The 22,426-nt window shown below is 34.6% G+C and carries 24 protein-coding genes; 6 read left to right on the top strand and 18 right to left on the bottom strand.

The genetic code is table 11. The annotated features are described in order from the left end of the window. Nucleotides 1-4: 4 nt before the first annotated feature. The 4 genes from FB2170_RS06865 to FB2170_RS06880 are packed head-to-tail and all read right to left on the bottom strand — an operon-like array spanning nucleotide 5 to nucleotide 3,249. Entirely contained in the window at nucleotides 5-1,474 is a 1,470-nt protein-coding gene (locus FB2170_RS06865; RefSeq protein ID WP_013305809.1) for a DUF5687 family protein, read from the bottom strand. Between the two features lie 55 nt (nucleotides 1,475-1,529). Beyond that, complete coding sequence (locus tag FB2170_RS06870; RefSeq protein WP_013305810.1) at nucleotides 1,530-2,240, bottom strand: hypothetical protein; 711 nt, start codon at nucleotides 2,238-2,240, stop codon at nucleotides 1,530-1,532. After that, nucleotides 2,237-2,905: a hypothetical protein gene (locus FB2170_RS06875; RefSeq protein WP_013305811.1), complete on the bottom strand. Its 669-nt coding sequence runs from the start codon at nucleotides 2,903-2,905 to the stop codon at nucleotides 2,237-2,239. Before FB2170_RS06875 ends, FB2170_RS06870 begins: the two co-directional genes overlap by 4 nt. Before the next feature lie 5 nt (nucleotides 2,906-2,910). Beyond that, a complete protein-coding gene (locus FB2170_RS06880; protein WP_013305812.1) occupies nucleotides 2,911-3,249 on the bottom strand; it encodes a PadR family transcriptional regulator in 339 nt (112 codons plus the stop codon). A gap of 165 nt (nucleotides 3,250-3,414) precedes the next feature. Here FB2170_RS06880 and FB2170_RS06885 point away from each other — a divergent pair, with 165 nt between their 5' ends. The 5 genes from FB2170_RS06885 (at nucleotide 3,415) to FB2170_RS06905 (ending at nucleotide 7,896) form a co-directional block, all read left to right on the top strand. Further along, nucleotides 3,415-4,470 carry a ferredoxin--NADP reductase gene (locus FB2170_RS06885; RefSeq protein ID WP_013305813.1) on the top strand — a complete coding sequence of 352 codons (1,056 nt, stop codon included), beginning with the start codon at nucleotides 3,415-3,417 and terminating at the stop codon, nucleotides 4,468-4,470. A gap of 297 nt (nucleotides 4,471-4,767) precedes the next feature. After that, nucleotides 4,768-5,457 (top strand): DUF2064 domain-containing protein, encoded by a 690-nt coding sequence (locus FB2170_RS06890; RefSeq protein WP_013305814.1) that lies wholly within the window; start codon nucleotides 4,768-4,770, stop codon nucleotides 5,455-5,457. A gap of 128 nt (nucleotides 5,458-5,585) precedes the next feature. Continuing rightward, nucleotides 5,586-5,921, top strand: coding sequence for an arsenosugar biosynthesis-associated peroxidase-like protein (locus tag FB2170_RS06895; protein ID WP_013305815.1), 336 nt, complete (start codon nucleotides 5,586-5,588; stop codon nucleotides 5,919-5,921). 64 nt (nucleotides 5,922-5,985) lie between these two features. Further along, entirely contained in the window at nucleotides 5,986-7,041 is a 1,056-nt protein-coding gene (arsS, locus tag FB2170_RS06900) for an arsenosugar biosynthesis radical SAM (seleno)protein ArsS (protein ID WP_013305816.1), read from the top strand. Between the two features lie 237 nt (nucleotides 7,042-7,278). After that, the gene (locus FB2170_RS06905; protein WP_013305817.1) at nucleotides 7,279-7,896 is read left to right on the top strand and encodes a TetR/AcrR family transcriptional regulator; all 618 of its coding nucleotides are present in this window, start codon (nucleotides 7,279-7,281) and stop codon (nucleotides 7,894-7,896) included. A 14-nt stretch (nucleotides 7,897-7,910) separates the two neighbouring features. Here FB2170_RS06905 and FB2170_RS06910 read toward each other — a convergent pair whose 3' ends face one another. The 3 genes from FB2170_RS06910 to FB2170_RS06920 are packed head-to-tail and all read right to left on the bottom strand — an operon-like array spanning nucleotide 7,911 to nucleotide 10,339. Then, nucleotides 7,911-8,948, bottom strand: coding sequence for a glycosyltransferase family 9 protein (locus tag FB2170_RS06910; protein ID WP_013305818.1), 1,038 nt, complete (start codon nucleotides 8,946-8,948; stop codon nucleotides 7,911-7,913). Nucleotides 8,949-8,965: 17 nt separating this feature from the next. After that, complete coding sequence (locus FB2170_RS06915) at nucleotides 8,966-9,568, bottom strand: DUF4254 domain-containing protein (protein WP_013305819.1); 603 nt, start codon at nucleotides 9,566-9,568, stop codon at nucleotides 8,966-8,968. 33 nt (nucleotides 9,569-9,601) lie between these two features. Then, the gene (locus FB2170_RS06920; RefSeq protein ID WP_237701167.1) at nucleotides 9,602-10,339 is read right to left on the bottom strand and encodes a hypothetical protein; all 738 of its coding nucleotides are present in this window, start codon (nucleotides 10,337-10,339) and stop codon (nucleotides 9,602-9,604) included. 241 nt (nucleotides 10,340-10,580) lie between these two features. Between FB2170_RS06920 and FB2170_RS06925 the strand changes: the two genes are divergently transcribed. Further along, nucleotides 10,581-10,802 (top strand): DUF6341 family protein, encoded by a 222-nt coding sequence (locus FB2170_RS06925; protein ID WP_013305821.1) that lies wholly within the window; start codon nucleotides 10,581-10,583, stop codon nucleotides 10,800-10,802. On the opposite strand, the gene purD is transcribed toward FB2170_RS06925, so the two are convergent. The 11 genes from purD to gmd all read right to left on the bottom strand — a co-directional run bounded on the left by purD (nucleotide 10,797) and on the right by gmd (nucleotide 22,426). Beyond that, nucleotides 10,797-12,068 (bottom strand): phosphoribosylamine--glycine ligase, encoded by a 1,272-nt coding sequence (gene purD, locus FB2170_RS06930; protein WP_013305822.1) that lies wholly within the window; start codon nucleotides 12,066-12,068, stop codon nucleotides 10,797-10,799. The genes FB2170_RS06925 and purD overlap by 6 nt on opposite strands. A 93-nt stretch (nucleotides 12,069-12,161) precedes the next feature. Next, nucleotides 12,162-13,145 carry a UDP-glucuronic acid decarboxylase family protein gene (locus tag FB2170_RS06935; protein WP_013305823.1) on the bottom strand — a complete coding sequence of 328 codons (984 nt, stop codon included), beginning with the start codon at nucleotides 13,143-13,145 and terminating at the stop codon, nucleotides 12,162-12,164. Between the two features lie 129 nt (nucleotides 13,146-13,274). Beyond that, nucleotides 13,275-14,627, bottom strand: a complete 1,353-nt coding sequence (locus FB2170_RS06940) for an exopolysaccharide biosynthesis polyprenyl glycosylphosphotransferase (RefSeq protein ID WP_013305824.1) — start codon at nucleotides 14,625-14,627, stop codon at nucleotides 13,275-13,277. Nucleotides 14,628-14,638: 11 nt separating this feature from the next. Further along, the gene (gene pssE / locus FB2170_RS06945; RefSeq protein ID WP_013305825.1) at nucleotides 14,639-15,121 is read right to left on the bottom strand and encodes a PssE/Cps14G family polysaccharide biosynthesis glycosyltransferase; all 483 of its coding nucleotides are present in this window, start codon (nucleotides 15,119-15,121) and stop codon (nucleotides 14,639-14,641) included. Nucleotides 15,122-15,125: 4 nt separating this feature from the next. After that, nucleotides 15,126-15,602: a PssD/Cps14F family polysaccharide biosynthesis glycosyltransferase gene (pssD, locus tag FB2170_RS06950; protein WP_013305826.1), complete on the bottom strand. Its 477-nt coding sequence runs from the start codon at nucleotides 15,600-15,602 to the stop codon at nucleotides 15,126-15,128. Nucleotides 15,603-15,623: 21 nt separating this feature from the next. Next, the gene (locus FB2170_RS06955; protein ID WP_013305827.1) at nucleotides 15,624-16,802 is read right to left on the bottom strand and encodes an O-antigen ligase family protein; all 1,179 of its coding nucleotides are present in this window, start codon (nucleotides 16,800-16,802) and stop codon (nucleotides 15,624-15,626) included. Further along, nucleotides 16,771-17,661: a hypothetical protein gene (locus FB2170_RS17350; RefSeq protein WP_158306086.1), complete on the bottom strand. Its 891-nt coding sequence runs from the start codon at nucleotides 17,659-17,661 to the stop codon at nucleotides 16,771-16,773. The genes FB2170_RS06955 and FB2170_RS17350 overlap by 32 nt, the downstream gene beginning before the upstream one ends. A gap of 514 nt (nucleotides 17,662-18,175) precedes the next feature. After that, nucleotides 18,176-19,204 (bottom strand): hypothetical protein, encoded by a 1,029-nt coding sequence (locus FB2170_RS06965; RefSeq protein WP_013305829.1) that lies wholly within the window; start codon nucleotides 19,202-19,204, stop codon nucleotides 18,176-18,178. Nucleotides 19,205-19,244: 40 nt separating this feature from the next. Next, nucleotides 19,245-20,678: a lipopolysaccharide biosynthesis protein gene (locus tag FB2170_RS06970; RefSeq protein WP_013305830.1), complete on the bottom strand. Its 1,434-nt coding sequence runs from the start codon at nucleotides 20,676-20,678 to the stop codon at nucleotides 19,245-19,247. 17 nt (nucleotides 20,679-20,695) lie between these two features. Continuing rightward, nucleotides 20,696-21,379: a cytidylyltransferase domain-containing protein gene (locus tag FB2170_RS06975; protein ID WP_013305831.1), complete on the bottom strand. Its 684-nt coding sequence runs from the start codon at nucleotides 21,377-21,379 to the stop codon at nucleotides 20,696-20,698. 12 nt (nucleotides 21,380-21,391) lie between these two features. Continuing rightward, nucleotides 21,392-22,426 carry a GDP-mannose 4,6-dehydratase gene (gene gmd, locus FB2170_RS06980; protein WP_013305832.1) on the bottom strand — a complete coding sequence of 345 codons (1,035 nt, stop codon included), beginning with the start codon at nucleotides 22,424-22,426 and terminating at the stop codon, nucleotides 21,392-21,394.

A 22,426-nucleotide genomic window follows, 5' to 3' on the forward strand; every position in this document is an offset into this window, starting at 1 on the left:
TCTATTAACTGTTCTGTTCTTTGAACCCAGCTATCATTCCGTATTTCTTTTTTCTGTATGCCTCTGTTACTTTATCTAAAAGCGATTTCCTAAGTGCAAAACCAATTATTCCCAACACCGCAAGTGTAATAATAGCCGCTTCGAAAGAAACCAGCATTTTTAAACCAAAATAGATAAGACTTGGAACGACCATTAGAGGTAACAGTACCAAAAATTGGGTCGCACTGGTTCCTTGCATATTTCCAATTGCGCTTTTTGTAAGATCTATTCGTTTTTTATTGAATGATCCAAAAAACAAGATCACCGGTACATTAACTCCCAAATTGTACAAGGCACACGCAAAATTTATGGCCAAGGCCTTCCAACCAAAATAAACATAAGGTATAGACAACAAGAACATTACTACAATACTAACTGATATTAGTCCTGCTTTTGATTCAAGATATTTTCGTAGCGGAATATTCTGTGACATCATCATTCCATAGTATTCGCTATCCCACGCGGGAATGAATTGCCCAAAGTTAGAAAGGAAAATTCCCGTCATAAAAATCCCCACAAAAAGGAATATGGTGCTTGTTTGGCCGTAAGCATCCATTCCATAAAAAATCAATCCATAAAGAATCATTGCCAAGGATATGAAGACCTGCATTTTGGTACGCTTGTTTCTCCATATCAATTTTAGATCTAATTGAAGAAAGGGGGCAATGTCCCCAAAACGTTTTGTCCAAGACAAATCTGAGGTAACCGCTTCTTTGGCTTTCTTTTTAAGTGATGCGTCTAAAAACAGACGCTTGCGAAGGAAATTATAATTGACATAATACGTTCCTAAAGCCAAACCAAATGGCACAAAGGCCAAAATTGGGTTTTGGTATAAATAGTAGAATACCTTGCCAGCATATTCTTTTACTGGAAAGAAGTTGAAATACTCCAACCCATAAAGAGTCAAAATTAAAGTAGCCAAGACTATTAAAATCTTGTCGCTTTTATTGATTATGAAATTGGTGTAGTTGATTGTCAATACAATACATACTACCGCAAACAACCAAACCAAAACGTTAAGCATGGGATAACCCTGTACTAACAATACAACAGAAAATGGCACAGCGATAAACAGGGCCATAAAGTTATACCCTGAGAGTCCGGATTTTGCCAATATATAATGGGTGATGCTACTTTTTTTAATTGGATTGTTAAGCAGAGGCTTTACATCCATTACCGGTAATTTTTGCATAAAGTAACGAACTAGAAGCTCTATCAGTACCCAATACAACATAAAGCCACTAACGGTCAACATAGGGTCAACATCTGGGTATAATTTTTTAAGAATAAAGAAAAGCCCAACACCAAGGCCTGCAAAAGAGACCATCATGTAAATTGCGAAAAAGCCCATTAACAATTTAAGGGCAAGGCCCTTTCCAAAATTGGATGACCTAAAAAATGCTTTCCATTGTAGCTTAACAAAGTGTTTGAACATAGGTTGGTATTTTGCTCTGTGGAGTTAGTATAAAGGAAAGAGGATTTGTTACATATTAAGTTACCATATTATACTCCGGATAGGTTTCGGACAAGAGTTCCACCGCTTTTTGGGGAATAACTTTGACGACCACGTAACAAAACACTATCAAACAAACTACCAACAATGCAAAAGAGAGGTCAATAAGAAAACTATACTCCATAAAGTAATTACTGAAAAAAGGTAAATTAAGCATTATAGGGAAGAGGTTGATAATCTGAATACTATTTGCAAATGAATAAATCTGATCTTTTAGCATCCACTTTTTACCATCTTTAATTCGTTCCGATTGATAATTATTTCGATTCCGGAAATAGATGACAAATAGGATTATTTCAATTGCAAATAAGATGCCCACAAAAGTATAATGCTTAAACTCCATTGGAATCAACCTGCATAATGCAGTTACGACTAAAATTGAAGTAACTGTCATTGCCAACTTAGGAAGCTTGAAATATTCTTTATAAAATTGAAAAATAATCTTCCAGTAACGCCAAGACATGGCATTTGTCTTTTTATTGATAACTTCCTGAAAACCAAAAACCCCGAATTTCTTGAATTCCAGATTAAGAGCCTCTTTAAACGTTATTTTGGGTTGTAGACTTATTTGCTCCTCAATGCCATTTGCCAAATGATCAACCAATTCGGTCTGCACATCGTAATGCTCCACATAATGTTTGCGAGTAAATTTAAACAGTTCTTGTATTTGGTCTTGAGTGAACTTCATGCAAAAGTCAACTTTTTTGAACTCTGATGCGATTTATATAAGTCCCAAAAGGTATATGCGAAAGACAATAGGAACGAATGAAAGAACAAACCCCAATAATATGTCTTTTCTATATCGAAAATCATGTTCGATTCAGGCAACAATGGGTTAAAAGCCAGGTACATAAAGGCAAAACCAATAGTGTTTATTTTATACAAATAACTATAAGTGGTTTGGTAATCCGTCGCTTTAATTCTCCAGAAGAACAATAGCGTTAAACCTAAAATTGCGATATAAACCAATCCTACAAAGCCATCCATTATGTTCAAATGGTCATTTCCTATTAAACTTATATAGGTCATGTGAATCATTAAAGAGATAACTGCAGTGGCCAACAAACTCTTTAAATAGAATTTCTTTGTTTCCTTAACAGCTTTTATAATCATTAATTTAGGTCCGGTCCAAGCCCATCCTATCCAAAAACTGGAATAATTTACCAGTTCTGGATTCCATTTGTTGATTTCTTGGTTAAAGGCTTCTTTAAAAGTCAACCCTTCTTCTTGAATTGATTCTTCAATTGCATTCGCCATATGATCTAATACTTCATTTCTAAGATCTAAATGGGTAAGCTCCTTAGAATCAAGATAAGTCTCTATTTGTTGTATCTGATTTTGAGTTAATTTCATAAAATCTAGTTTATACTCCAATCAGGGTTTACCAAGTTTTGCATACTGCGAATAAAATCCTCCAATTCGGCCAAACGGTTTACGGTTTCTTTTTCTCCTTGTTCTGTGAGTTTATAATACTTGCGCAGCCGGTTATCAACTTTGGCCACCTCAACATCTAAAAGACCTTCTGCCTCCAGTTTATGCAATGCAGGGTAAAGCGCTCCTTCGGTAATGTTCAATTCTCCTTTAGTGAGTTCTTTTACCTTTTGTGTAATCTCATAACCATACATCTTCCCCTTTTCCTCCAATAATTTGAGGATTATCGTATTTAGACTGCCCTTGTATAATTTAGAATTCGCCATTCACATTTAACTTAAATTCCCGACTGCTCCTTAACCAGTAGTTGAATCAAATATATACTTAATTTTCTTATGCATAAGTATTTTAGGTATGTTTTTTTTTAGTTTCCGTTTTAAATCGATTTACCAATGCTTAGCTTTGCAGATTAATTTCAATGAAACAATAAAATGGCCGATTTATATCCACTTACGGTACAAAGCATAAAACCACTTACCCCAACATCTGTAGCTATCACCTTTAATATTCCCAAAGAGTTGAAACAAACCTTTGCCTTTGTTCCTGGGCAGTATATAACCATTAAGAAAGAAGTAAATGGTAAAGAACTGCGCCGTGCATACTCAATTAGTTCTTCCTCAAAACGAGATTATCTGACCATTGGGGTTAAAAAAGTGGATAAGGGTGGATTCTCAGCATACGCCAATACTAACTTAAAAGAAGGTGACGTGCTTGAAGTTATGCCTCCTGAAGGCCGGTTCATTTTCAAACGTGCAGATGAACCCAAAAACATCGCGGCATTCGCTGCCGGTAGTGGCATTACGCCAATAATGAGCATTTTAAAGTCGGTATTAACAAGTAATACCAGCAACAAATTTGTATTGGTGTATGGTAATAAATCAAATGCAGAAACCATGTTCTATAAGGAATTGGTTAAACTTCAGTTGGAATATGCTAATCGATTCTTTGTCTATTTCACTAACAGTAAAACCCAAGAAGAAGGTTCGCTTTTTGGTCGCATTGATACATCAACGGTAAATTATGCCTTAAAGAACAAACACAAGGACACCCAGTTTGATGCTTTTTATCTTTGTGGTCCTGAGGACATGATTCATTTAGTAAGTAATACACTTCAAGAAAATGGAATTAATAAAGAAAAGATTCATTTTGAGCTTTTCACCACTTCTGAAACCATAGCTGAAGTGACCCCTACAACTTCTTCAGACGGTAAAACCCAGGTCACGGTAGTTTTAGACGATGAAGAATATGCATTGACCATGGGTAAGAACGATGTGGTTCTTGATGCGGTTTTAAAAGAAAATATTGACGCGCCCTATTCCTGTCAGGGTGGTGTTTGCAGCAGTTGTATTGCCAGAATTACTGAAGGAAAGGCCGAAATGGTAAAGAATCAAATACTCACCGATGGCGAAATTGAGGAAGGTTTGATCCTTACCTGTCAGGCTAAACCAACGACCCCTTCTCTAACGGTTGATTATGATGATGTTTAGCAATTGGCACCCTTTATAAGACCCTTTTTGTTTTTCAATTTACAAACCACTTAGTCTGTTGGGTTGTTTTCTTTCACTTAATGTTTAGAGCTTATTGCCTTTCATCGATCAATACGGGTCTACAATCCCAATTCAGTGATTTAGCACATCTATTTTAACTTCACAAATCTGACCTGATGGTCGGTTAAGCGTTTTCATCCTTTAGAATATGATTGAAGCTTGTTTGTTAAGTTATTCTATGCTTATCGACTCATATTAAACAGGTATTATTGTAAATTTACTACTACATTAGTTAAAATGCGAGCACCGATTACACATAAAACTGCCATTTTGGTTTTTGCCCTTTCACCACATGAGGAAATGAGGCGAAAAAAAATCAATGGTGCTGGCTTATTGTTTTCTACACTTTCAGCACATACTCTTAACACCGTTAAAAAAACAGCTCTTCCGTATTTCTATCTTACAGAAAAAGAACAAAACGGAATATCTTTCGGAGAGCGTTTTACCAATGCATTTCAGTTTGTTTATGACAAAGGGTTTGACCAAGTCATCGCAATAGGCAACGATACTCCACACCTGAATGCTTCCCAAATAATCAGGACAGCAGATATATTATCAGAAGAAAAAGTGGTTTTAGGCCCTTCAACTGATGGTGGATTCTATTTGCTGGGAATGCATAAGGTCAATTTCAATCAAAAATCCTTTAAGTCATTACCATGGAAGACCATGGGGTTAAACGGTCAATTTATAAATGAGTTTATTACAGTTGGTGTTGAACTTATTCAACTAAAGAGACTGAAAGATATTGATGATTCGAACGATATAAGGTACATTATTTCGTATACAACAGGATTACCCATACAGGTTTTTAGAATTCTCCTCGCCATTATTAGGCAAAATCCTGTGTTTTATAAGTTCGGTTTACCTCTGGTGGAATCACATGGCCTTGGCCTACTTCACAACCGTGGTTCTCCAATACAATTGTAAAAATCCCATCACCCTGGATATTCACTTAAAATATCCACAATCATCTATTTAATTAATCAACACGTGAATTTGTTGTTCGCATCAAATGTGAATGGTTTTCACTAACACAATTACTAATAAACTATTATATGGCAAACTCATATTATGACCCAACGGATTTAAGAAAATTTGGAAAAATAACAGAATGGAGTGAGGAACTAGGGACCAAGTTCTTTGATTATTACGGAAAAGTGTTTGAAGAAGGAGCACTTTCCGCCCGTGAAAAATCACTAATTGCATTGGCAGTGTCACACGTGGTCAAATGCCCATATTGTATTGATGCCTATACCAAAGACGGGCTTCAAAAAGGAATCACCAAAGAAGAAATGATGGAAGCAGTTCATGCCGGGGCCGCTATTGAAAGTGGAGCAACACTGGTGCATGGTGTTCAAATGATGAATAAGTACAATAAAATTTCAATGTAAAATTATTGTTCGCTGTTAGTTCTAAAGAAAACTTACAACTAACGAACAATATTCAGATAAAAAAATGGCTCTAAAATCTCTAAAAGCAAGGCATGACGAACTTGCAAAAACCAATAAGCAGTTAGATATTCTTAATGGTGGAATATTCGAAGAAGGCGAGTTGCCCTACTTTAAGGATAAAATAGCAAATACTGGTAATTTTCCTCTTCGCCCCAAAAAATTAGAAGTTTTACAGATTAATGTGGGCTATATGTGCAATCAAGTTTGTGAGCACTGCCACGTAGACGCGGGACCTGACCGGAAAGAGATTATGACCAGAGAAACAATGCATCTTTGTCTTGAGGTAATTCGCAATACAGGCGCGCATACGCTTGATCTCACCGGAGGTGCTCCAGAAATGAATCCTGATTTTCGATGGTTCGTCGAAGAAGCGGCCAAGGCGGGAATTAAGGATTTTATCGTAAGGTCAAATCTGACTATAATTCGGGCGAATAAAAAATATCATGATCTTCCAGAGTTCTTTAAAAAACACAATGTACATGTGGTTTCCTCTATGCCCCACTATACAAGAGGTAAAACTGATAAGCAACGGGGGGATGGTGTTTTTGACAAATCAATAAAAGCCTTACAAGAATTGAATTCCGTTGGTTATGGTATGCCAGATAGCAATCTAAAATTGGATTTGGTCTATAATCCTTCAGGCGCTTTTCTTCCCGGGGACCAAATGGCAATGGAAAAAGATTTTAAAAAGGCCTTGAATGAAGATTTTGAAATTCAGTTTCACAATCTATTTGCAATCACGAACTTACCTATTGCCCGGTTTCTTGATTATCTAATTGCTTCAGATAATTATGAAGATTATATGTATGCTTTGGTAGAAGCATACAATCCTACCGCTGTTGAAAATGTAATGTGTACCAATACAATTTCAGTAAGTTGGGACGGGTGGCTCTATGATTGTGATTTTAACCAAATGCTGGATTTAAAGGTTGCGAGTAAAATAAAGCATATCAAAGATTACAATGAAGATATTCTCAATGACCGAAACATTATTATTTCGCAGCATTGTTACGGTTGCACTGCTGGTGCAGGTAGTAGTTGTCAAGGTACAGTTACGTAAAACAATCCTAAAATCAAGCAATATGTAGGAATACTCCTATCTCTTTATCTTGATAAACTAACACTTAAACCGACCATGTGGTTTGTCCTCCACTCAAAAAATAAGGTTATACATCGATAATTACTCATTTCAACGAGTTTTTCTCTTGCTACGTCTTTGATAAATGCTTATAACCCAATTCCGAGGGTTCTTTGTATATGACTTAACGGTCGGTTTAACCCCAAATCAAAAACCATTATGGACAAGAATCTAAAACGCATGGCAACCATGCAACGTATGCAAGTAACAGGCTTGGAATTGTTTTATAGAAAAGGATATTACAATACAAGCGTCGATGACATTCTCAAAGAGCTTTCGCTATCTAAAGGAGCTTTCTACTATCATTTTGACTCCAAAGAGGATTTCTTTATTCAAATCATAGAAAATTTATTGGTACGTAGAGTATATAGTTTGCTTATTGAACCAATAGAAGGTCACGACAATGCTTTAGATCTTATCACAAATTGCTTTGAAAACGCATTGGAAACTGCTGTCCATAATGAGTTGGACTATGGTTTTGTATTGAACAATTTTGTCAATGAATTCAATGGTAGAAATGATAAGATCATGAAACATTTGAATGACATCCTTAAAATATGGGAAGTGAACTTGGTTTCAACCATCCAAAAAGGAAAATTCAATGGTCATATAGATAGACATGTTGATGCAGAAGGTGTTGCTTTGTTTTTGATGAGTTCTTTTATCGGTGTACGTACCCTAATGGCAGAATCTACCCCTAGTGCTCGTAAATATCGTTTCATGGCTCAATTGAAACAGTATTTTAAATCTATAGAGGTAAAGCAATCTACTTTTTAAAAATCAACGTAGTTTTATCCCAAGAGCTGCTTCACTTTTTTGATTACAACTGAAGGTGGAATGGTTTCCATAACCTTTTCATACCCGTTAGGAACCTTGTTACCATAAACAGATGTCGGAATAAGCGGAAATTTATTTCGGTCAGATAGTAGCGCATTTTGAGGGTCTTGTCCAAATGGGGCAAAACCAGCATACGGGTGTGTTACCCCCCAAAGGGTCACAGTGGGTATTCCATATAATGATGCGAGATGGGCATTGCCACTATCCATAGATAGCATTACATCAAGGTTTGATATTAAAGCCAATTCTTCCTCAAAGGAGAGCCTACCAACCATGTTGGTACAATTGATGAATTTGCCTTCCCAGGAACCCAGAAGTTCTTTTTCTTTTTCACCGCCCCCAAAAAGCAATATTTTATACTTATTGGTATTATCTATTTTTTGTACCACTTCTTCCATTAACTTAAGTGGATACATCTTTCCTGAAAATGCAGCAAAAGCTGCTATTCCCAACCATTTTTTGTCCTTCTTCCCAACAATACTTATGGTATTGGAACTACATTCCTTTTTTGGTAATACATTCTCCGCCAATAAAGAAATAGGGAACTTAAGTTTGTCAAAAACATCGGCATAACGTTGGTGGGTAGACTGCAAAGGGTTAAAAACTTTATTCTCAAGTGATGTGAGTCTCTTCTTTTCATTTCTTCCTTTATCAATCTGAAGGAACGGAGTGCCACTTAAGCGAAAAAACTGCATCAAAATATTGCTTCGCAATACGTTATGTAAGTCAGCCACAGCATCAATATCCAAACCCCTGAGTTCTTTGTATAGTCTCCAAAGTCCAGAGAGCCCTTTATGTCTTCCTTTTACCTCAGCCTCATATACAGACACATTTTTCATCTCAGCAAATATTGGTCTGAAAAAAGCTCTTGTCAAGACTGTAATCTTCAATTTGGGATAGGTAGTGGTCAATGCTTTTAGGACATGAACAGTCATTGCAACATCTCCCATGGCAGACAATCGAATTACCAATAGGTGTTTATAACTGCTCATTCTAAAAAAGTAAGAAATTATTTTTGATTACGAAGAACAGGGTTCAATTCATCATCATTGTACATCTTCATTTGTTTATAGACCTTCATGTATTTGTTGCCATCTTCAATATCAGTAAGAAGTTGGTCAATCGCCGTAGATAAATCTACTCGTTGTTCCAAGAGTACATTAAGTTTCTCCTTACATTTTGTAATATGTTCGCTAGAGGCATCATTTCTGTACGCCTCTTCCTGCATATGGTAAATCTTCAATGCTAAAATTGACAATCGGTCTAATGCCCAAGCAGGACTCTCAGTGTTTATTGATGCACCTTCTTTAATCTGGACCGATTTATATTTTTGAAGAAAGTAACTATCTATATACTCAACTAAATCGGTCCTATCTTGATTACTGCCATCAATTTGTCGTTTTAGACTTAATGCCGCCATAGGATCAATATTTGGGTCGCGTATAATATCTTCGTAATGCCATTGAACCGTATCAATCCAATTTTTACGATATAAAAGATGCTTAACATCGTCTTTTGAATAAGGGTTTTCAAACTGTTGATCTACTGCATCAATCACATGATATTTCTCAATACTCTTGGCAAAAATCTTATTGGCTAACTCGCTGAACATAGGTATTATTATTTATTACAAAGATACTTCTATTTACTTTAAAATCAGGATTGAAAGGAATACAATAAAGGGAATAAAAATAGAAAACATGAGCACTATTTCCTTTATGTTGGGCCTTTTAATCGACTCAACATAATTGGCCATTAAGACAGCCGCAGGGAAAAAAGTAAGTAGGATTGGGTGGTGCTTTTCAGAAGAAACCATAATATTCAAAACCAACCCTATTATAAAAAAAAAGACAATTAGGCGAGTTGTAACAATTTTCCCAACTCCTGAATTGCCTAGCCTTAAAAAAGCAACTGTTGATACAACCAAAAAAAGCAGTGTATAAATTATTAGTTTAGAGCTATTTCCCCAATTTAGATAATAGGCAATGTCGAATTCTAATGAAAACCTATAGTGGTCCAGAAAAAATTCTTGACTATTGGTTATAATCAAGAAACTATATACAATCATCAATACCGTAAAAAGACTGGTAAATGGTGTTATCCAGTTTTTAAAATTCTTTGGCTCGTAGATATAGATTGCCATATAAACAACAAGTAGGTAAATTATAGCCCAATCATAAAACAAACTGGCAAAAATTATCCATAATGATGCATCAAAAATTTTTAATTTCATGCTTTTCAAAGACCGCATGCTTATAAGTCTTCTTGCTGCCAACAAAAGGAAAAAATTACAAAGTATAGCTTTACTATCTGACAGAGCCTCAGGAAAAACAATCATTAATAAAGCGAAGAACAAAATTGTATAAGAGTTTGTTCCTGTCATTTTATTTCTTTTAACTATAAAATCGACCACAAAAAAAGTGAAAAGTAAAAGCGCTAAAACAAAAACCTGCCATAGAAGTTCATTTGGCCCATATACCTTCTGATATAGAAAAAGGTGTACCAACCAATAGAATAGAAACAGAAAAGTAAGTACTATTATAAAATTTATTGGTTTAGTTTTTCCAAAAATGCTTGATATCATCTTGGGTTTTTATATTTTTGCTTCGTAAATATACTATAACATGAAGGCATTTTTTGAAGGCATACAGGATTTATTTGTAAACGGACTTTTCTGGCCCTATGACTTTTTTAGGTTTATGGAAAACTGGTGGGCTGCCAATACCGTTAATTGGATATTTATGATTATCTGCGCCACTGCTTTTGTCTATTGGATGTTACAGCTAAAGACTTATAACGCTAATAATGAAGAGGACAAGTCTATTACCTCTCATTCTTACTTATAGATCAAACCCAATATCTTTTCTGTAATTCATTTTATCAAAATTTATCTTTTGGATGTTTTGATATGATTTTTGCAATGCATCCTTATGGTTATTGCCATAGGAAGTTATTGCCATTACTCGCCCTCCACTGGTAACTACCTTACCATTCTTGATTTGGGTGCCTGCGTGAAATACTATTGAATCTTCGATATTTTCATACCCTTTTATTTCTTTACCCTTTTCGTACGCTTCAGGATAACCACCAGACACCAACATCACGGTAGTTGCCGTACGTTCATCAAATTCCAGATCAATTGAATCCAAAGACTGGTCCCCAACGGCCTTAAAGACATCAACCAAGTCATTTTTGATTCTTGGTATGACCACCTCGGTCTCTGGGTCTCCCATTCTTACATTGTATTCAATTACGAAAGGATCATCATTTACCTTAATCAATCCTATGAAGATAAATCCTTTGTATGGGAGATTATCTTTTTTAAGCCCATCTACGGTAGGCTTAACAATACGTTCGTGTATTTTGTCCATAAAAGCATTATCGGCAAATGGAACCGGGGAAATAGCTCCCATTCCTCCCGTGTTCAATCCTTTGTCACCTTCGCCAATTCTTTTATAATCCTTTGCCGTTGGTAATACTTTGTATCCTTTACCATCGGTCAAAACAAAAACACTTAACTCAATACCCGATAAAAACTCTTCAATTACTACTTTGGCACTTGCATTACCAAACTTGGCATCAACTAGCATTGATTTCAGTTCTTCCTTTGCTTCATTCAGGTCGTTCAAAATCACAACACCCTTCCCAGCGGCCAGTCCATCTGCTTTGAGCACATATGGAGCCTTTAACGATTCAAGAAAAGTATAACCTTCTTCAAGGTCTTCAGAAGTAAAACTTTGATATGCAGCAGTTGGAATATTGTGTCTGTAAAGAAATTCTTTGGCGAACTCTTTACTGCCCTCTAATGTTGCCGCAGCTTTTTGCGGTCCAATTACAGGGATTTCTCTTAATTCAGAATCATTAAGAAAAAAATCATGGATTCCATTAACCAAGGGATCTTCAGGGCCAACAATAACCATATCAATATCGTTGGTCAATACTGCATTTTTTATACCTTTAAAATCATTTACACCAATTGGTATATTGATGCCAATATCAGCGGTTCCAGCGTTTCCAGGCGCTATATAAAGGTTAGAAAGGTTTTTACTTTGGTGTAGTTTCCAAGCGATGGTGTGTTCTCTACCACCAGATCCAAGAATAAGGATATTCATAAAATAAAGTTTGCGCAAAAATACAGTATGGAACCCAAAATTGCCCTCTTAAAACACAAATTCTACACTCTCTTGTTGGCAATAACCATATATCTATCTAATTCGGTCTGAAAAATCCCTGTGTTCTGTTTTTTTCAATTCTTCTTCAGAAAGAGTTTTAAAATATTCGAATGTTTTTTTCATTCCCTCTGCTCGTCCAACTACAGGTTGCCAACCTAATAATTCTCTTGCCTTACTAATATCGGGCTGACGTTGCATAGGATCATCCACTGGCAACGGTTTGTAAATCACTTTTTGGTTGGTTCCGGTGAGTTTTATTATTTCCTCAGCGAAATCACTTATCGTTATTTCATGTGGATTACCAATATTGACAGGCAAAGCATAATCGCTCATCAATAGTCTATAAATTCCTTCAATCTCATCATCCACATAACAGAATGATCTGGTTTGAGATCCATCTCCAAAAATAGTAAGATCCTCACCTCGCAAAGCTTGCCCCATAAATGCAGGAATAACTCTTCCGTCATTTAATCGCATTCTAGGTCCATAGGTATTGAAGATTCGAACAATTCTTGTTTCTACACCATGAAATCTATTATATGCCATAGTAATTGATTCTTGAAATCTTTTGGCCTCATCATAAACCCCTCTGGGCCCTATGGTGTTTACATTTCCGTAATACTCTTCAGTTTGTGGGTGAACCAATGGGTCGCCATATATTTCTGATGTTGACGCAATAAGAACCCTCGCACCTTTTTCTTTTGCCAGCCCTAATAGGTTATGCGTTCCCAATGCTCCAACTTTTAATGTTTGAATTGGTATTTTCAGGTAATCAATAGGACTAGCGGGCGAAGCAAAATGTAAGATATAGTCCAGTTTTCCTGGCACATGAACAAATTTTGTCACGTCATGGTTGTAGAACTCAAAATTTTTCAATTTAAAAAGGTGCTCAATATTTTTCAAATCTCCTGTAATAAGATTATCCATCCCTATTACATAAAAACCTTCCTTTATAAAACGATCGCACAAATGGGAGCCCAAAAAGCCTGCTGCTCCAGTAATTAAAACTCTTTTCATAAATAATCTTTGTTGGTGGGAAGTCTATGTATTATTCTATCGTTGATCAAATGTAAAGTTGTAAATAGTGTCCAGCAATATATTCTGTTAAATTACCATTAAATAAGACAAAACAATTTTCTAATTTGCTCAATATGCCTTCTCTTCTCCTGAAATGGCATTCAACACAGTTTGTAATATAATTTTAATGTCTAGAAAGAAGGACCAGTTTTCAATGTAAAAAATATCAAACTTTATTCTATTTAAAATATCACTGTCTTTTTCTATTTCTCCCCGATAACCCCGAATTTGAGCCAATCCTGTAATCCCAGGTTTCACAAAATGCCGTAGCATATATTTATCAACTTTATTGGCATATTCATCTGTATGCTTGAGCATATGAGGCCTTGGGCCAACGACAGACATATTTCCGAACAAAACATTATAAAACTGTGGCAATTCATCTATGCTCGTTCTTCTAATAAATTTACCTATTCTGGTAACCCTCATGTCGTTTTTGCCAGCTTGAATATCATCGGCTGAATTGTTCATGCCCATAGACCTGAATTTATAACATTGAAATTCCCGATTGTCGATTCCTGTTCTTTTTTGAATGAAAAAAATTGGGCCTTTGGATTCCAAACGGATTAAGATTGCCAATAAAGGTGCAATCCAAATCAAAAGCCCAAAAATAACTCCCAGTGAAAACAATATATCAAAAGTTCTTTTAATGAAAGCATTGATAGGGCTGTGTAGAGGTATATCTCGTAAAGACAAAATTGGAATATAATCATAATACTCAAATTTCAACTTTTTCGTAAAAATGTTTTTATTGTCAGGAATAAACTTGAGGGTTTTAAGGTTATTATCAGCAAAATCAATAAACTTTACCAGTTCTTCATTTGATATGGCTGAAATAGAGCAATAAATCTCATCGATTTTTTCTTTCATGATGTACATAAAGCATTCGCGGATGTTCAAGTTTTCATCCTCCGTGCAAAATTGCCTTTTGAATTGGTATCCAAACTCTGCCCGTTCCTCAAACACAGAGATTAGCTGGTCGGTTGATTTATTCTTGCCAATAACCACGACGTTTCGCACATTACCCTTAATGCGCTCTCTATATTTCAATAATAATATATAGTTGAGGAATTTTATAATAAACACAGTCACGAATACATAAAAGAAATACTCGGCCAAGGCAAGCCTACTCATAATAGGTTGCTTAAAAAACCCGATAAATGCATATAAAATCAGAAAAAAGAAAGCGAATTGGGTAAATAACTTTCTTAAGATAAAGGCTACTTTAGTATAACGTTGAACTTGATAAAACTCATTCTTGAATGAAAGAATAATCCACGATAAACTTAGGTAACTATGAAAAAGTATAGGGTTTTGAAAATTGATCGGCAAAAAATAAGCAAACAAGTTAATCACCAATAAATCTATTATATACGAAATTGGAGTGATAAAACCGGAATATCTTCCCTGCTTAAAAAACATTTGCAAATCTATTATAATGTTTTGATGATAGAAATCAATTGATTGTTGAACTCTTTATTGTTTGAAACAAACTCCTTTGGTATAAATTCATTTATCATTTTAATTTTTTCAGAAAGATCACTCATGTCATTACTGGTTCCAAGTATATAACCCTTCTTCTCAAAAGCCGATTTGATCTCCAATTGATGATTATCAATATGTTCATTGTGTTCCGCCAACCTAGCTGCCACGATTACCTTCTTATTGTTCTTTATTGCGTTTATTATTGAACCAGTACCTGCGTGGCAAATAACGAAATCCGCTCTATCAATGCATTGATCAAACTCTTCTTTTGACAAAAGTTCTTTGATTTTTATTTTGTCACTCTCAAAATCAGTATGGCCAACCTGTGCCAATATTTCCTGTTTAATAACACCCTCTTTCTTTAGCTTCTCTAAGCTGGTCAACAATCTTTTAAATTGGAAATTTTGATTTCCTAAAGTTACAAATACCATATCATCAATAAATATGTCCTATATAAACAGCTTTGGGATAAATTTCAAGTAACTCCTCCCACTGCACTATGAACAAATCAGCAAAAAAATAAGCTACCTTCCCCGTTTTGGTCTTGGATTCTATTCTCGAAAAAGTCTCAATAAAAACCACTTTGCTTCCAAATAATTTTCCAATCAGGCACATTGGCAAAACCGCACCTGAACCTGTGGTCACAATAACATCCGGTCTTATCTTCGAATAATATCTAAAGGAGATAAAAATGCCCTTGATAAAATTGATTATAAAGCTCAAAAGATTTTTTCTGGACAAATAAGGAATAAAGAAAATACTGGAATATTTATTTTCTAGATTGACTGTTGATTTGTTCTTCTCAGTTACGATATAGGTTTCAAATTCATCAATAACCCCTTTTAACCCTAACAGTTGTTCCAAATGCCCGCCAACACTGGAAATCAACAAAACCCTTTTGGTACCACTCATAAACCTTTAATAGCAATTGATTTATTCTATTTCCTTACTCAAAGTTACACTAATATTGTCATTTTTTAAGTAATGGATAAAAAGCATGAAAAAGAAAGAAAAAAACAGTACCCCATGATGTCTTCTAAAGATAGATTCTATTAAAAATACAAAAACAATACTAACGCAAAAACCGATTGGCAAAAGATGCTTTCCTCGATTCTTAATAGCACGCTCATACAGCATAAAGAAGAAATAAAAAAACAGCAACACTAATAATACGCCACCACCCAGAAGAAACTCAAAATACTGATTATGGGCATGATACTTATTCTTAAATTCCCAACTTCTAGGCTTCCTTGCCGCCTGCATTATTTCAAATTCTTTACCCAGGCCATATCCAAAAATCGGGGCTTGACTTACCAATTCCTTATTGGTGTTAAAGTTTCGTATTCTAGAATTTTCTCCATCAATCTTACTAAAGACATTTTGGACTGTTGGATTTGTCAAAGCAATAAAGATCAAAAGTGGTAATACAACCATCACATTCGAAACAATCGAGATATACTTTGGTATAACATGATAAACCACAATCAGAAAACTCAAAACCATCAACAAACCGATTCCACTTAATGAACCGGTATACCAGAGTAACAAAAGTGATATTGCGCAAATTGCTACAATCGAAATTACTTTGAACTTCATATTACTCTTTACCAATTCATCAACAATAAACAAATAAGCCAAATTAAGGTAAAAGGCATAGTATATTTTTTGAATATCTATAATAGAATACTGCTGCCAGGAATTGTAAAGAGAATTTGCACTAAGATCTATTATTTCAAATGAGGCAACGGTCAAGTTTATAAATCCCACAAAATATACTCCGCTTGCAAACGAAATCAACAAATATCTATGCCAACTTGGTCTAAGGCTTGTGTGTAAAAACAAAAAATAGAAAAAGAAAACTAATCCGATAAGAATCAGAAACGATTCATCAAAACGCTTGGCAACTAAAAAAATATTCAATAGGGAGAATACCAGAAGCGCCAACAATGCGTACAAAAGTTTACTATTGAACAATTCTCTTTCTATTTTCAAGTTAAAAAGAGCAACAATTCCGACAAAAATCAGTGATTTACTGCTCCAATCTGGATCAAAACATAAGCTAAATGCTAATACGCATAAACTAAATAGATAGAGCTTTTCTCCCCTTGACATTATTATAATTTAACCCTATTAAAAATAAAACCATCCCAAAGGCATATGGCGAAAATGCCTCCTCCTGATATATTCCCTGAACAAAAAGAACAATAGTCAATATCTTGATAATATTTAACTGTACAACCGAAGAACCAAGTGATATAAATAGTTTTTTAATTGTGTCTATGAAGTAATAGATATAAAATAACGACATAATTCCCAGACTAGAGAAAAGTACTCCAAATACACTTTCACTCCCATTTTGGAATCTTGTCCAATACCCAAGATCTGGAAGTGGATTGCCAGAAGGGCCGGAAACCAATGAATTTGATAAATTTCCACCAAAACCAAGGCCGTTACCCAAAGTTGGTAAATACTCTACACCAGCAAAAAAACCAACTATATGTTCATTTCTGCTGTACACACCAAGGCAAATCAGCAGAATATTGATAACGAAATAAAGGGTGATTGCTAGATTTTTTGACAAATTGGTCCTATACATTAAAAAGTACAGCAACATCGCGAAAAAAATTACCAAGAAAGCACCTTTGGAATTCACTGATAGTACAACCAACACAAAAATCAGAAACAGCCGTATTTTCTTATGGGGCCAATAAAAGTAAATTCCCAAAATTGACAAGAAATACCCTAATGAAATAATACTTTTGATTAAAGATCCTATCCTCGCAAGCTTTACATCAAACCAAGAGATATTGAACAACTTCTTTTTTCTGTAAAAAGCAAGCAACTCATCCCAATCTGCCACACCTACTTTAATGCCAAAATAACTAAGGTCATTAAGAAAGAAACTTACAATTAAGGGGAACAAAAACTGTAGGGTGGTAATAATCGCACATATAATGAGTAAGCCTTTCATATTGTTGTTAAGAAAGGATAGTTCTAACCTTTTAGAAAAATAAAGCCCCGCTAACAAGTAAAGTATTGGAGCCACAAAAAGCCTTAAATATACAACGCTATTGAGAAATCCATAATTCAATACCCCAAAAACAAAATATACTACCAATAGTAAAACAATCCCAATAGTTTTTAGATAAAATGATCTGTTAAGAAATGTTGAACTATCCTTAAATATAAATAGAGCCAGAAGTGAAGGTACTAAAAAATTAATGCCATGCAATACTTTAAATTCAGCATCGGAACCAAGCAAATCTGAAAAAAAAGCAATAAAAGTATTTTGAAAGAATATCGTTTGAATAAAAAATGCGAAAAACAATTTTGAGTTACTGACAACTCCAAAAAAAATCATCAGAAGTATCACCAATCCCAAAAAAAGATTAACTGATAAGGAGAAAAAAAGGACCAAGTTCAATCCAAAGGCGATTAGCCCCAAACTGTAAATTTCCTTTTTTAGAGATATGGTCATTACAAAATTATTCCAGTTTAATGATTTTTACGTTTTCACTTTTATCATACTCTCTATAGAGCTTGTAGGTGTTATGACCGTTAAATATGTGTTTTAGGTTAGAAATTTCAAAAGATCTGAATTGAATGTTGGGAATCAATTTCAAAATTGTATAATAGGCGGATGAGGTAAACATCCCAAATTCAACAGGCAAATAACTCATTTTCATTAGAGACAACTCTATTGGAATACCAGGTTCTATAATTTGCCATCCATGCTTTTTTACAATTAATTTATGTTCTTGGCTTTCATATCTGTGTGGAAAATAAACCACCTTTTTATCATGATAAGATACTGCTACTTGTTCAAAAATGTGTTCTGCTTTATTATATGATTCAGAATTCCAATAAAATGGGGTTCCTATGAAATATACCGTGTTTGCGTCAATGTCCTTTTTGGTATACTCCTTTTTAAGATAGTTGAAACTGTTGTACTTATATTCTAAATAAGGGTGGTCATTTTCCATTAACTCCCTATACATGGTAAAAAAACTTATTCTATCATTATTAGTTTTAATATTGGCATTTAACCCTACCAAAGTTGGGAATATTCTTTTGTAAATTGAAGAAAATGATTTGATTTTTTTCTTTTTAAGTACCTGGTGTTCATGGAATGCAGCAGTTCCATCATCTAGATATATGCAATGTGCACCCTTTGTGCTATTGGCCATAATAGCTTGGTATATTGATGCAATATGCCCAACAAGCACTAGGTCATATTTGTTTTTTAAATTACTCCTTGCCGAATGAATAACTTTCTTATAAAACTTTAAACGCGTGATAAAACTTTTATTAATGTCCTGAACGCTAATTATTTTGACATTACCACATAATTCTAAAGTGCTGAATGTATCTTTTATCTGGTTTAGGTTGTTCACTTCTCTTGAACTGATCAAATAATAATCAACCTCATAGTCAACTGCATGCGCTTTGAGATATTCATTTGAATTAATTAGCTGAAGTGGTGACTCAATTATTACAAGGGCCTTTTTATTCATTAATCAAATTTAAAAAATAAACATTTTTAATCTTTACTTATTACTTCGATGTAATCTTTTTACGTAAAAATCTCATCAATTTTACATACAAATCTTTAAAGTTCACCAATTTACCAATGAAAATATAACTAATACCAAAATAGAGTATTACCCTAATCAAAAATTCAAACTTAGAGTTCTCATTTGCACTAAAAATCATATAGATAGAAATACCTATGAGCGCGAGGCTTGAAAGGAAAAACCATTTCATAAAATAATCTCCGCTAAAAGCCTTTTTTGAATAGTGGTAACTAAACGGAATAGAAATAAAATAAGAAAATGCAGTAACTATTGCAGCCCCGTTGATGCCATAGATTGGTATAACAATTATGTTAAGAATTATATTAATAACCCCAATGGTCATGAATATTATCGATTTGTATTTTACGAATTCACTAAAATATGTCATCGATGGTTGCAATATCAAATTATAACCATTTATATAAGAAGAAAATGATAATATAATAAATATAATAAATGAAGTTTGGTAATTTTCTCCTATTATGTAGAAAATCTCTTTCGAAAATAAAATCAAAGCAAATAATAAAACAAAAATAGCAATAAGAAAAAACTTGATTAGTTGATTAAATTTATTACGGTTTTTCTCGCTAATACTCTGATATATCTGAGGGGTGAAATTTTTATTTACCGTGGAGATGAACTGCCCTGGAATATTCACAAGTCTAGTCCCCATTGAATATATTCCTAAACTGTGATATCCTAACATCAATTGAATCATAAGTCTATCGGAGAATTTAATTAAAAAAGTTGATAAAATCGCCGGGAAGAATAAAATTGAGTACCTACCCATTTCCTTAATGAAAGTGCTTTCTATTAATCCAACTTTTAAACTTTTAAAATAATATGGCATGGAAATCAATAGACCCAACAACTGCTCAATAAAATTGGCTAACAAAACAGCCAAAATTTTATTTTCCATTTTAAGAACTAGAATCAAGGCAAATAAACTCCTTACTATCGAGATCACAATAGAAATCAAACCTATTTTTTTCACGTTACCAACACATATCAAATAAGAGCTAACTACTGGGAAAAAAATAGCAACTACGGATGTAAAAAAAACCAAATCCAAATAAGCTGTATTTTCAATGTCAATTAAATCAAGGATGGAGACCCTTAATGATAGATATAAGATACTTCCAAAAAGTATTGAAATACATTGTAGTACGGCAAGGTTGGTGAATAAAGCGGTCACTGGCTTTCCATCATTATCAAAGTAATACTTATCAAAAGTACTTTTGAGTGAAAATGAAATTATTAAAAAAAACCCTGTGAAAAAGAGTTGTAAGATTGCAATTTTACCGAAGTCCTCTGGTGCTATCACAAAGGAATACAGGGGAATCAATAGAAAGGCAATACCTTTAGCTATGAATTCTGAAGCCAGTAGAACCCCAGTATTTTTAAGAATGCCCATTCAATGAGTGTTGTTGTCTAATCAAGGTCCTCGAAAATTCTTTCGGCGAGTAACCAATCCATAGGAGAGTCCAAATCTAATGAGTATTGTTCCTCCATCACATATTTTCTTACTTTTTTAAAACTTAAATGGCTCCTGTTCTTTAGAGAATTGACATTTATGATATAGATAGCTCCATTATATTCCCATACTTTGGGACAATCTTGGCGTCTAGTGAAATTGCCTTTTTTCGATTTTGTCAACCACTTTTCATGATTTTCTTCAAAAAGCACATAATAAGGATTTGCCTTTGTTTCCTTGACCGAAACAACCATATCACAACTTTTGTCATACAACTCCAATGCTTCACTTATATGCTTAGATGTACGGAATGGTGATGTTGCTTGCAAAAAAATAATCACATCAGGGAAGTAATTTTTCTTTTCATAAAAATCTAAGGCGTGCAAAAGAACGTCATAAGTGTTTGCGGAGTCCGTAGCCAATTCTTTTGGTCTAAGAAAAGGAACGGGTAATCCAATTTGTTCTACCACTTGTTTTATCTCTTTGGAATCCGTTGATACACAAATAACCTCATCTTTGAAAAGCTTTCTCGCAGCTTCAATGGTATAGTGAATTAAAGGCTTTCCATTTAATTTTTTAATGTTCTTACCAGGGATACCTTTTGACCCTCCTCTTACTGGTATTATTATCAATGGATTCATTCTCTATCACCATTAAATCTTGGACAGTTCAAATTCCATCATAATATCAACCAATTCCTCAAATTTTACACTGGCTTCCCAATTTAATTTTTCTTTGGCCTTAGTCGCATCCCCAATAAGAATATCGACCTCAGTAGGTCTGAAGTAATATGGGTCAATAGTAACTAATATTTGATTCGTCTTACTGTCATAACCAACTTCATCAACACCAGTTCCTTTCCAAGCAATGTCTATCTCTATGTAATTAAAAGCCTTCTCAATAAACTCCCTTACTGTATGAGTTTCTCCGGTAGCAATCACAAATTCTTCAGCGGTTTCCTGTTGTAGCATTAACCACATTGCCTTCACATAATCTTTTGCATACCCCCAATCCCTCTTGGCATCTAAATTTCCAAGACGCATCTTTTCAAGTTTACCTGCTTTAATTTTAGCGACAGATTCCGCAATCTTCTTTGTGACAAAACTATTCCCCCTTCGTGGGCTTTCATGATTAAAAAGAATGCCGTTACAAGCATATATGTTATAAGCTTCCCTATAATTGATCGTTAACCAATATGAGTACATTTTTGCGACCCCATAAGGACTTCTGGGGTAAAAGGGTGTAGTTTCTTTTTGTGGTATCTCTTGAACCTTTCCGTAAAGTTCACTTGTCGATGCCTGATAGTATTTGGTTTTGTTTTCAAGCCCCAATATTCGGATTGCCTCAAGAATTCTTAGGCTTCCAACTGCATCGGCATTGGCCGTATACTCCGGGATATCAAATGATATTCTAACATGGCTTTGGGCGGCCAGATTATATACTTCATCTGGTTGAATTTGTTGTAATAATCTCATTATGTTAGAAGAATCCGTCATGTCCCCATAGTGAACATGAAAATCGAGTTCATGACTGTCAACACCTTTATAAAGATGATCAATCCTTAATTTTTGTTCTAAACTTGCTCTTCTGACCATGCCATGGACTTCATATCCTTTTTCCAATAAAAATTCGGCCAAATAACTTCCGTCCTGCCCAGTAACCCCAGTAATTAGTGCTTTTTTCTTCAC

Source organism: Maribacter sp. HTCC2170 (assembly GCF_000153165.2).
GTDB lineage: Bacteria > Bacteroidota > Bacteroidia > Flavobacteriales > Flavobacteriaceae > Maribacter_A.

Bases quoted from the DNA above. Each gene is read 5' to 3' on its own strand.
- FB2170_RS06865 (WP_013305809.1), bottom strand. From the start codon at position 1,474: ATGTTCAAACACTTTGTTAAGCTACAATGGAAAGCATTTTTTAGGTCA.
- FB2170_RS06870 (WP_013305810.1), bottom strand. From the start codon at position 2,240: ATGAAGTTCACTCAAGACCAAATACAAGAACTGTTTAAATTTACTCGC.
- FB2170_RS06875 (WP_013305811.1), bottom strand. From the start codon at position 2,905: ATGAAATTAACTCAAAATCAGATACAACAAATAGAGACTTATCTTGAT.
- FB2170_RS06880 (WP_013305812.1), bottom strand. From the start codon at position 3,249: ATGGCGAATTCTAAATTATACAAGGGCAGTCTAAATACGATAATCCTC.
- FB2170_RS06885 (WP_013305813.1), top strand. From the start codon at position 3,415: ATGGCCGATTTATATCCACTTACGGTACAAAGCATAAAACCACTTACC.
- FB2170_RS06890 (WP_013305814.1), top strand. From the start codon at position 4,768: ATGCGAGCACCGATTACACATAAAACTGCCATTTTGGTTTTTGCCCTT.
- FB2170_RS06895 (WP_013305815.1), top strand. From the start codon at position 5,586: ATGGCAAACTCATATTATGACCCAACGGATTTAAGAAAATTTGGAAAA.
- arsS (WP_013305816.1), top strand. From the start codon at position 5,986: ATGGCTCTAAAATCTCTAAAAGCAAGGCATGACGAACTTGCAAAAACC.
- FB2170_RS06905 (WP_013305817.1), top strand. From the start codon at position 7,279: ATGGACAAGAATCTAAAACGCATGGCAACCATGCAACGTATGCAAGTA.
- FB2170_RS06910 (WP_013305818.1), bottom strand. From the start codon at position 8,948: ATGAGCAGTTATAAACACCTATTGGTAATTCGATTGTCTGCCATGGGA.
- FB2170_RS06915 (WP_013305819.1), bottom strand. From the start codon at position 9,568: ATGTTCAGCGAGTTAGCCAATAAGATTTTTGCCAAGAGTATTGAGAAA.
- FB2170_RS06920 (WP_237701167.1), bottom strand. From the start codon at position 10,339: ATGACAGGAACAAACTCTTATACAATTTTGTTCTTCGCTTTATTAATG.
- FB2170_RS06925 (WP_013305821.1), top strand. From the start codon at position 10,581: ATGAAGGCATTTTTTGAAGGCATACAGGATTTATTTGTAAACGGACTT.
- purD (WP_013305822.1), bottom strand. From the start codon at position 12,068: ATGAATATCCTTATTCTTGGATCTGGTGGTAGAGAACACACCATCGCT.
- FB2170_RS06935 (WP_013305823.1), bottom strand. From the start codon at position 13,145: ATGAAAAGAGTTTTAATTACTGGAGCAGCAGGCTTTTTGGGCTCCCAT.
- FB2170_RS06940 (WP_013305824.1), bottom strand. From the start codon at position 14,627: ATGTTTTTTAAGCAGGGAAGATATTCCGGTTTTATCACTCCAATTTCG.
- pssE (WP_013305825.1), bottom strand. From the start codon at position 15,121: ATGGTATTTGTAACTTTAGGAAATCAAAATTTCCAATTTAAAAGATTG.
- pssD (WP_013305826.1), bottom strand. From the start codon at position 15,602: ATGAGTGGTACCAAAAGGGTTTTGTTGATTTCCAGTGTTGGCGGGCAT.
- FB2170_RS06955 (WP_013305827.1), bottom strand. From the start codon at position 16,802: ATGTCAAGGGGAGAAAAGCTCTATCTATTTAGTTTATGCGTATTAGCA.
- FB2170_RS17350 (WP_158306086.1), bottom strand. From the start codon at position 17,661: ATGAAAGGCTTACTCATTATATGTGCGATTATTACCACCCTACAGTTT.
- FB2170_RS06965 (WP_013305829.1), bottom strand. From the start codon at position 19,204: ATGAATAAAAAGGCCCTTGTAATAATTGAGTCACCACTTCAGCTAATT.
- FB2170_RS06970 (WP_013305830.1), bottom strand. From the start codon at position 20,678: ATGGGCATTCTTAAAAATACTGGGGTTCTACTGGCTTCAGAATTCATA.
- FB2170_RS06975 (WP_013305831.1), bottom strand. From the start codon at position 21,379: ATGAATCCATTGATAATAATACCAGTAAGAGGAGGGTCAAAAGGTATC.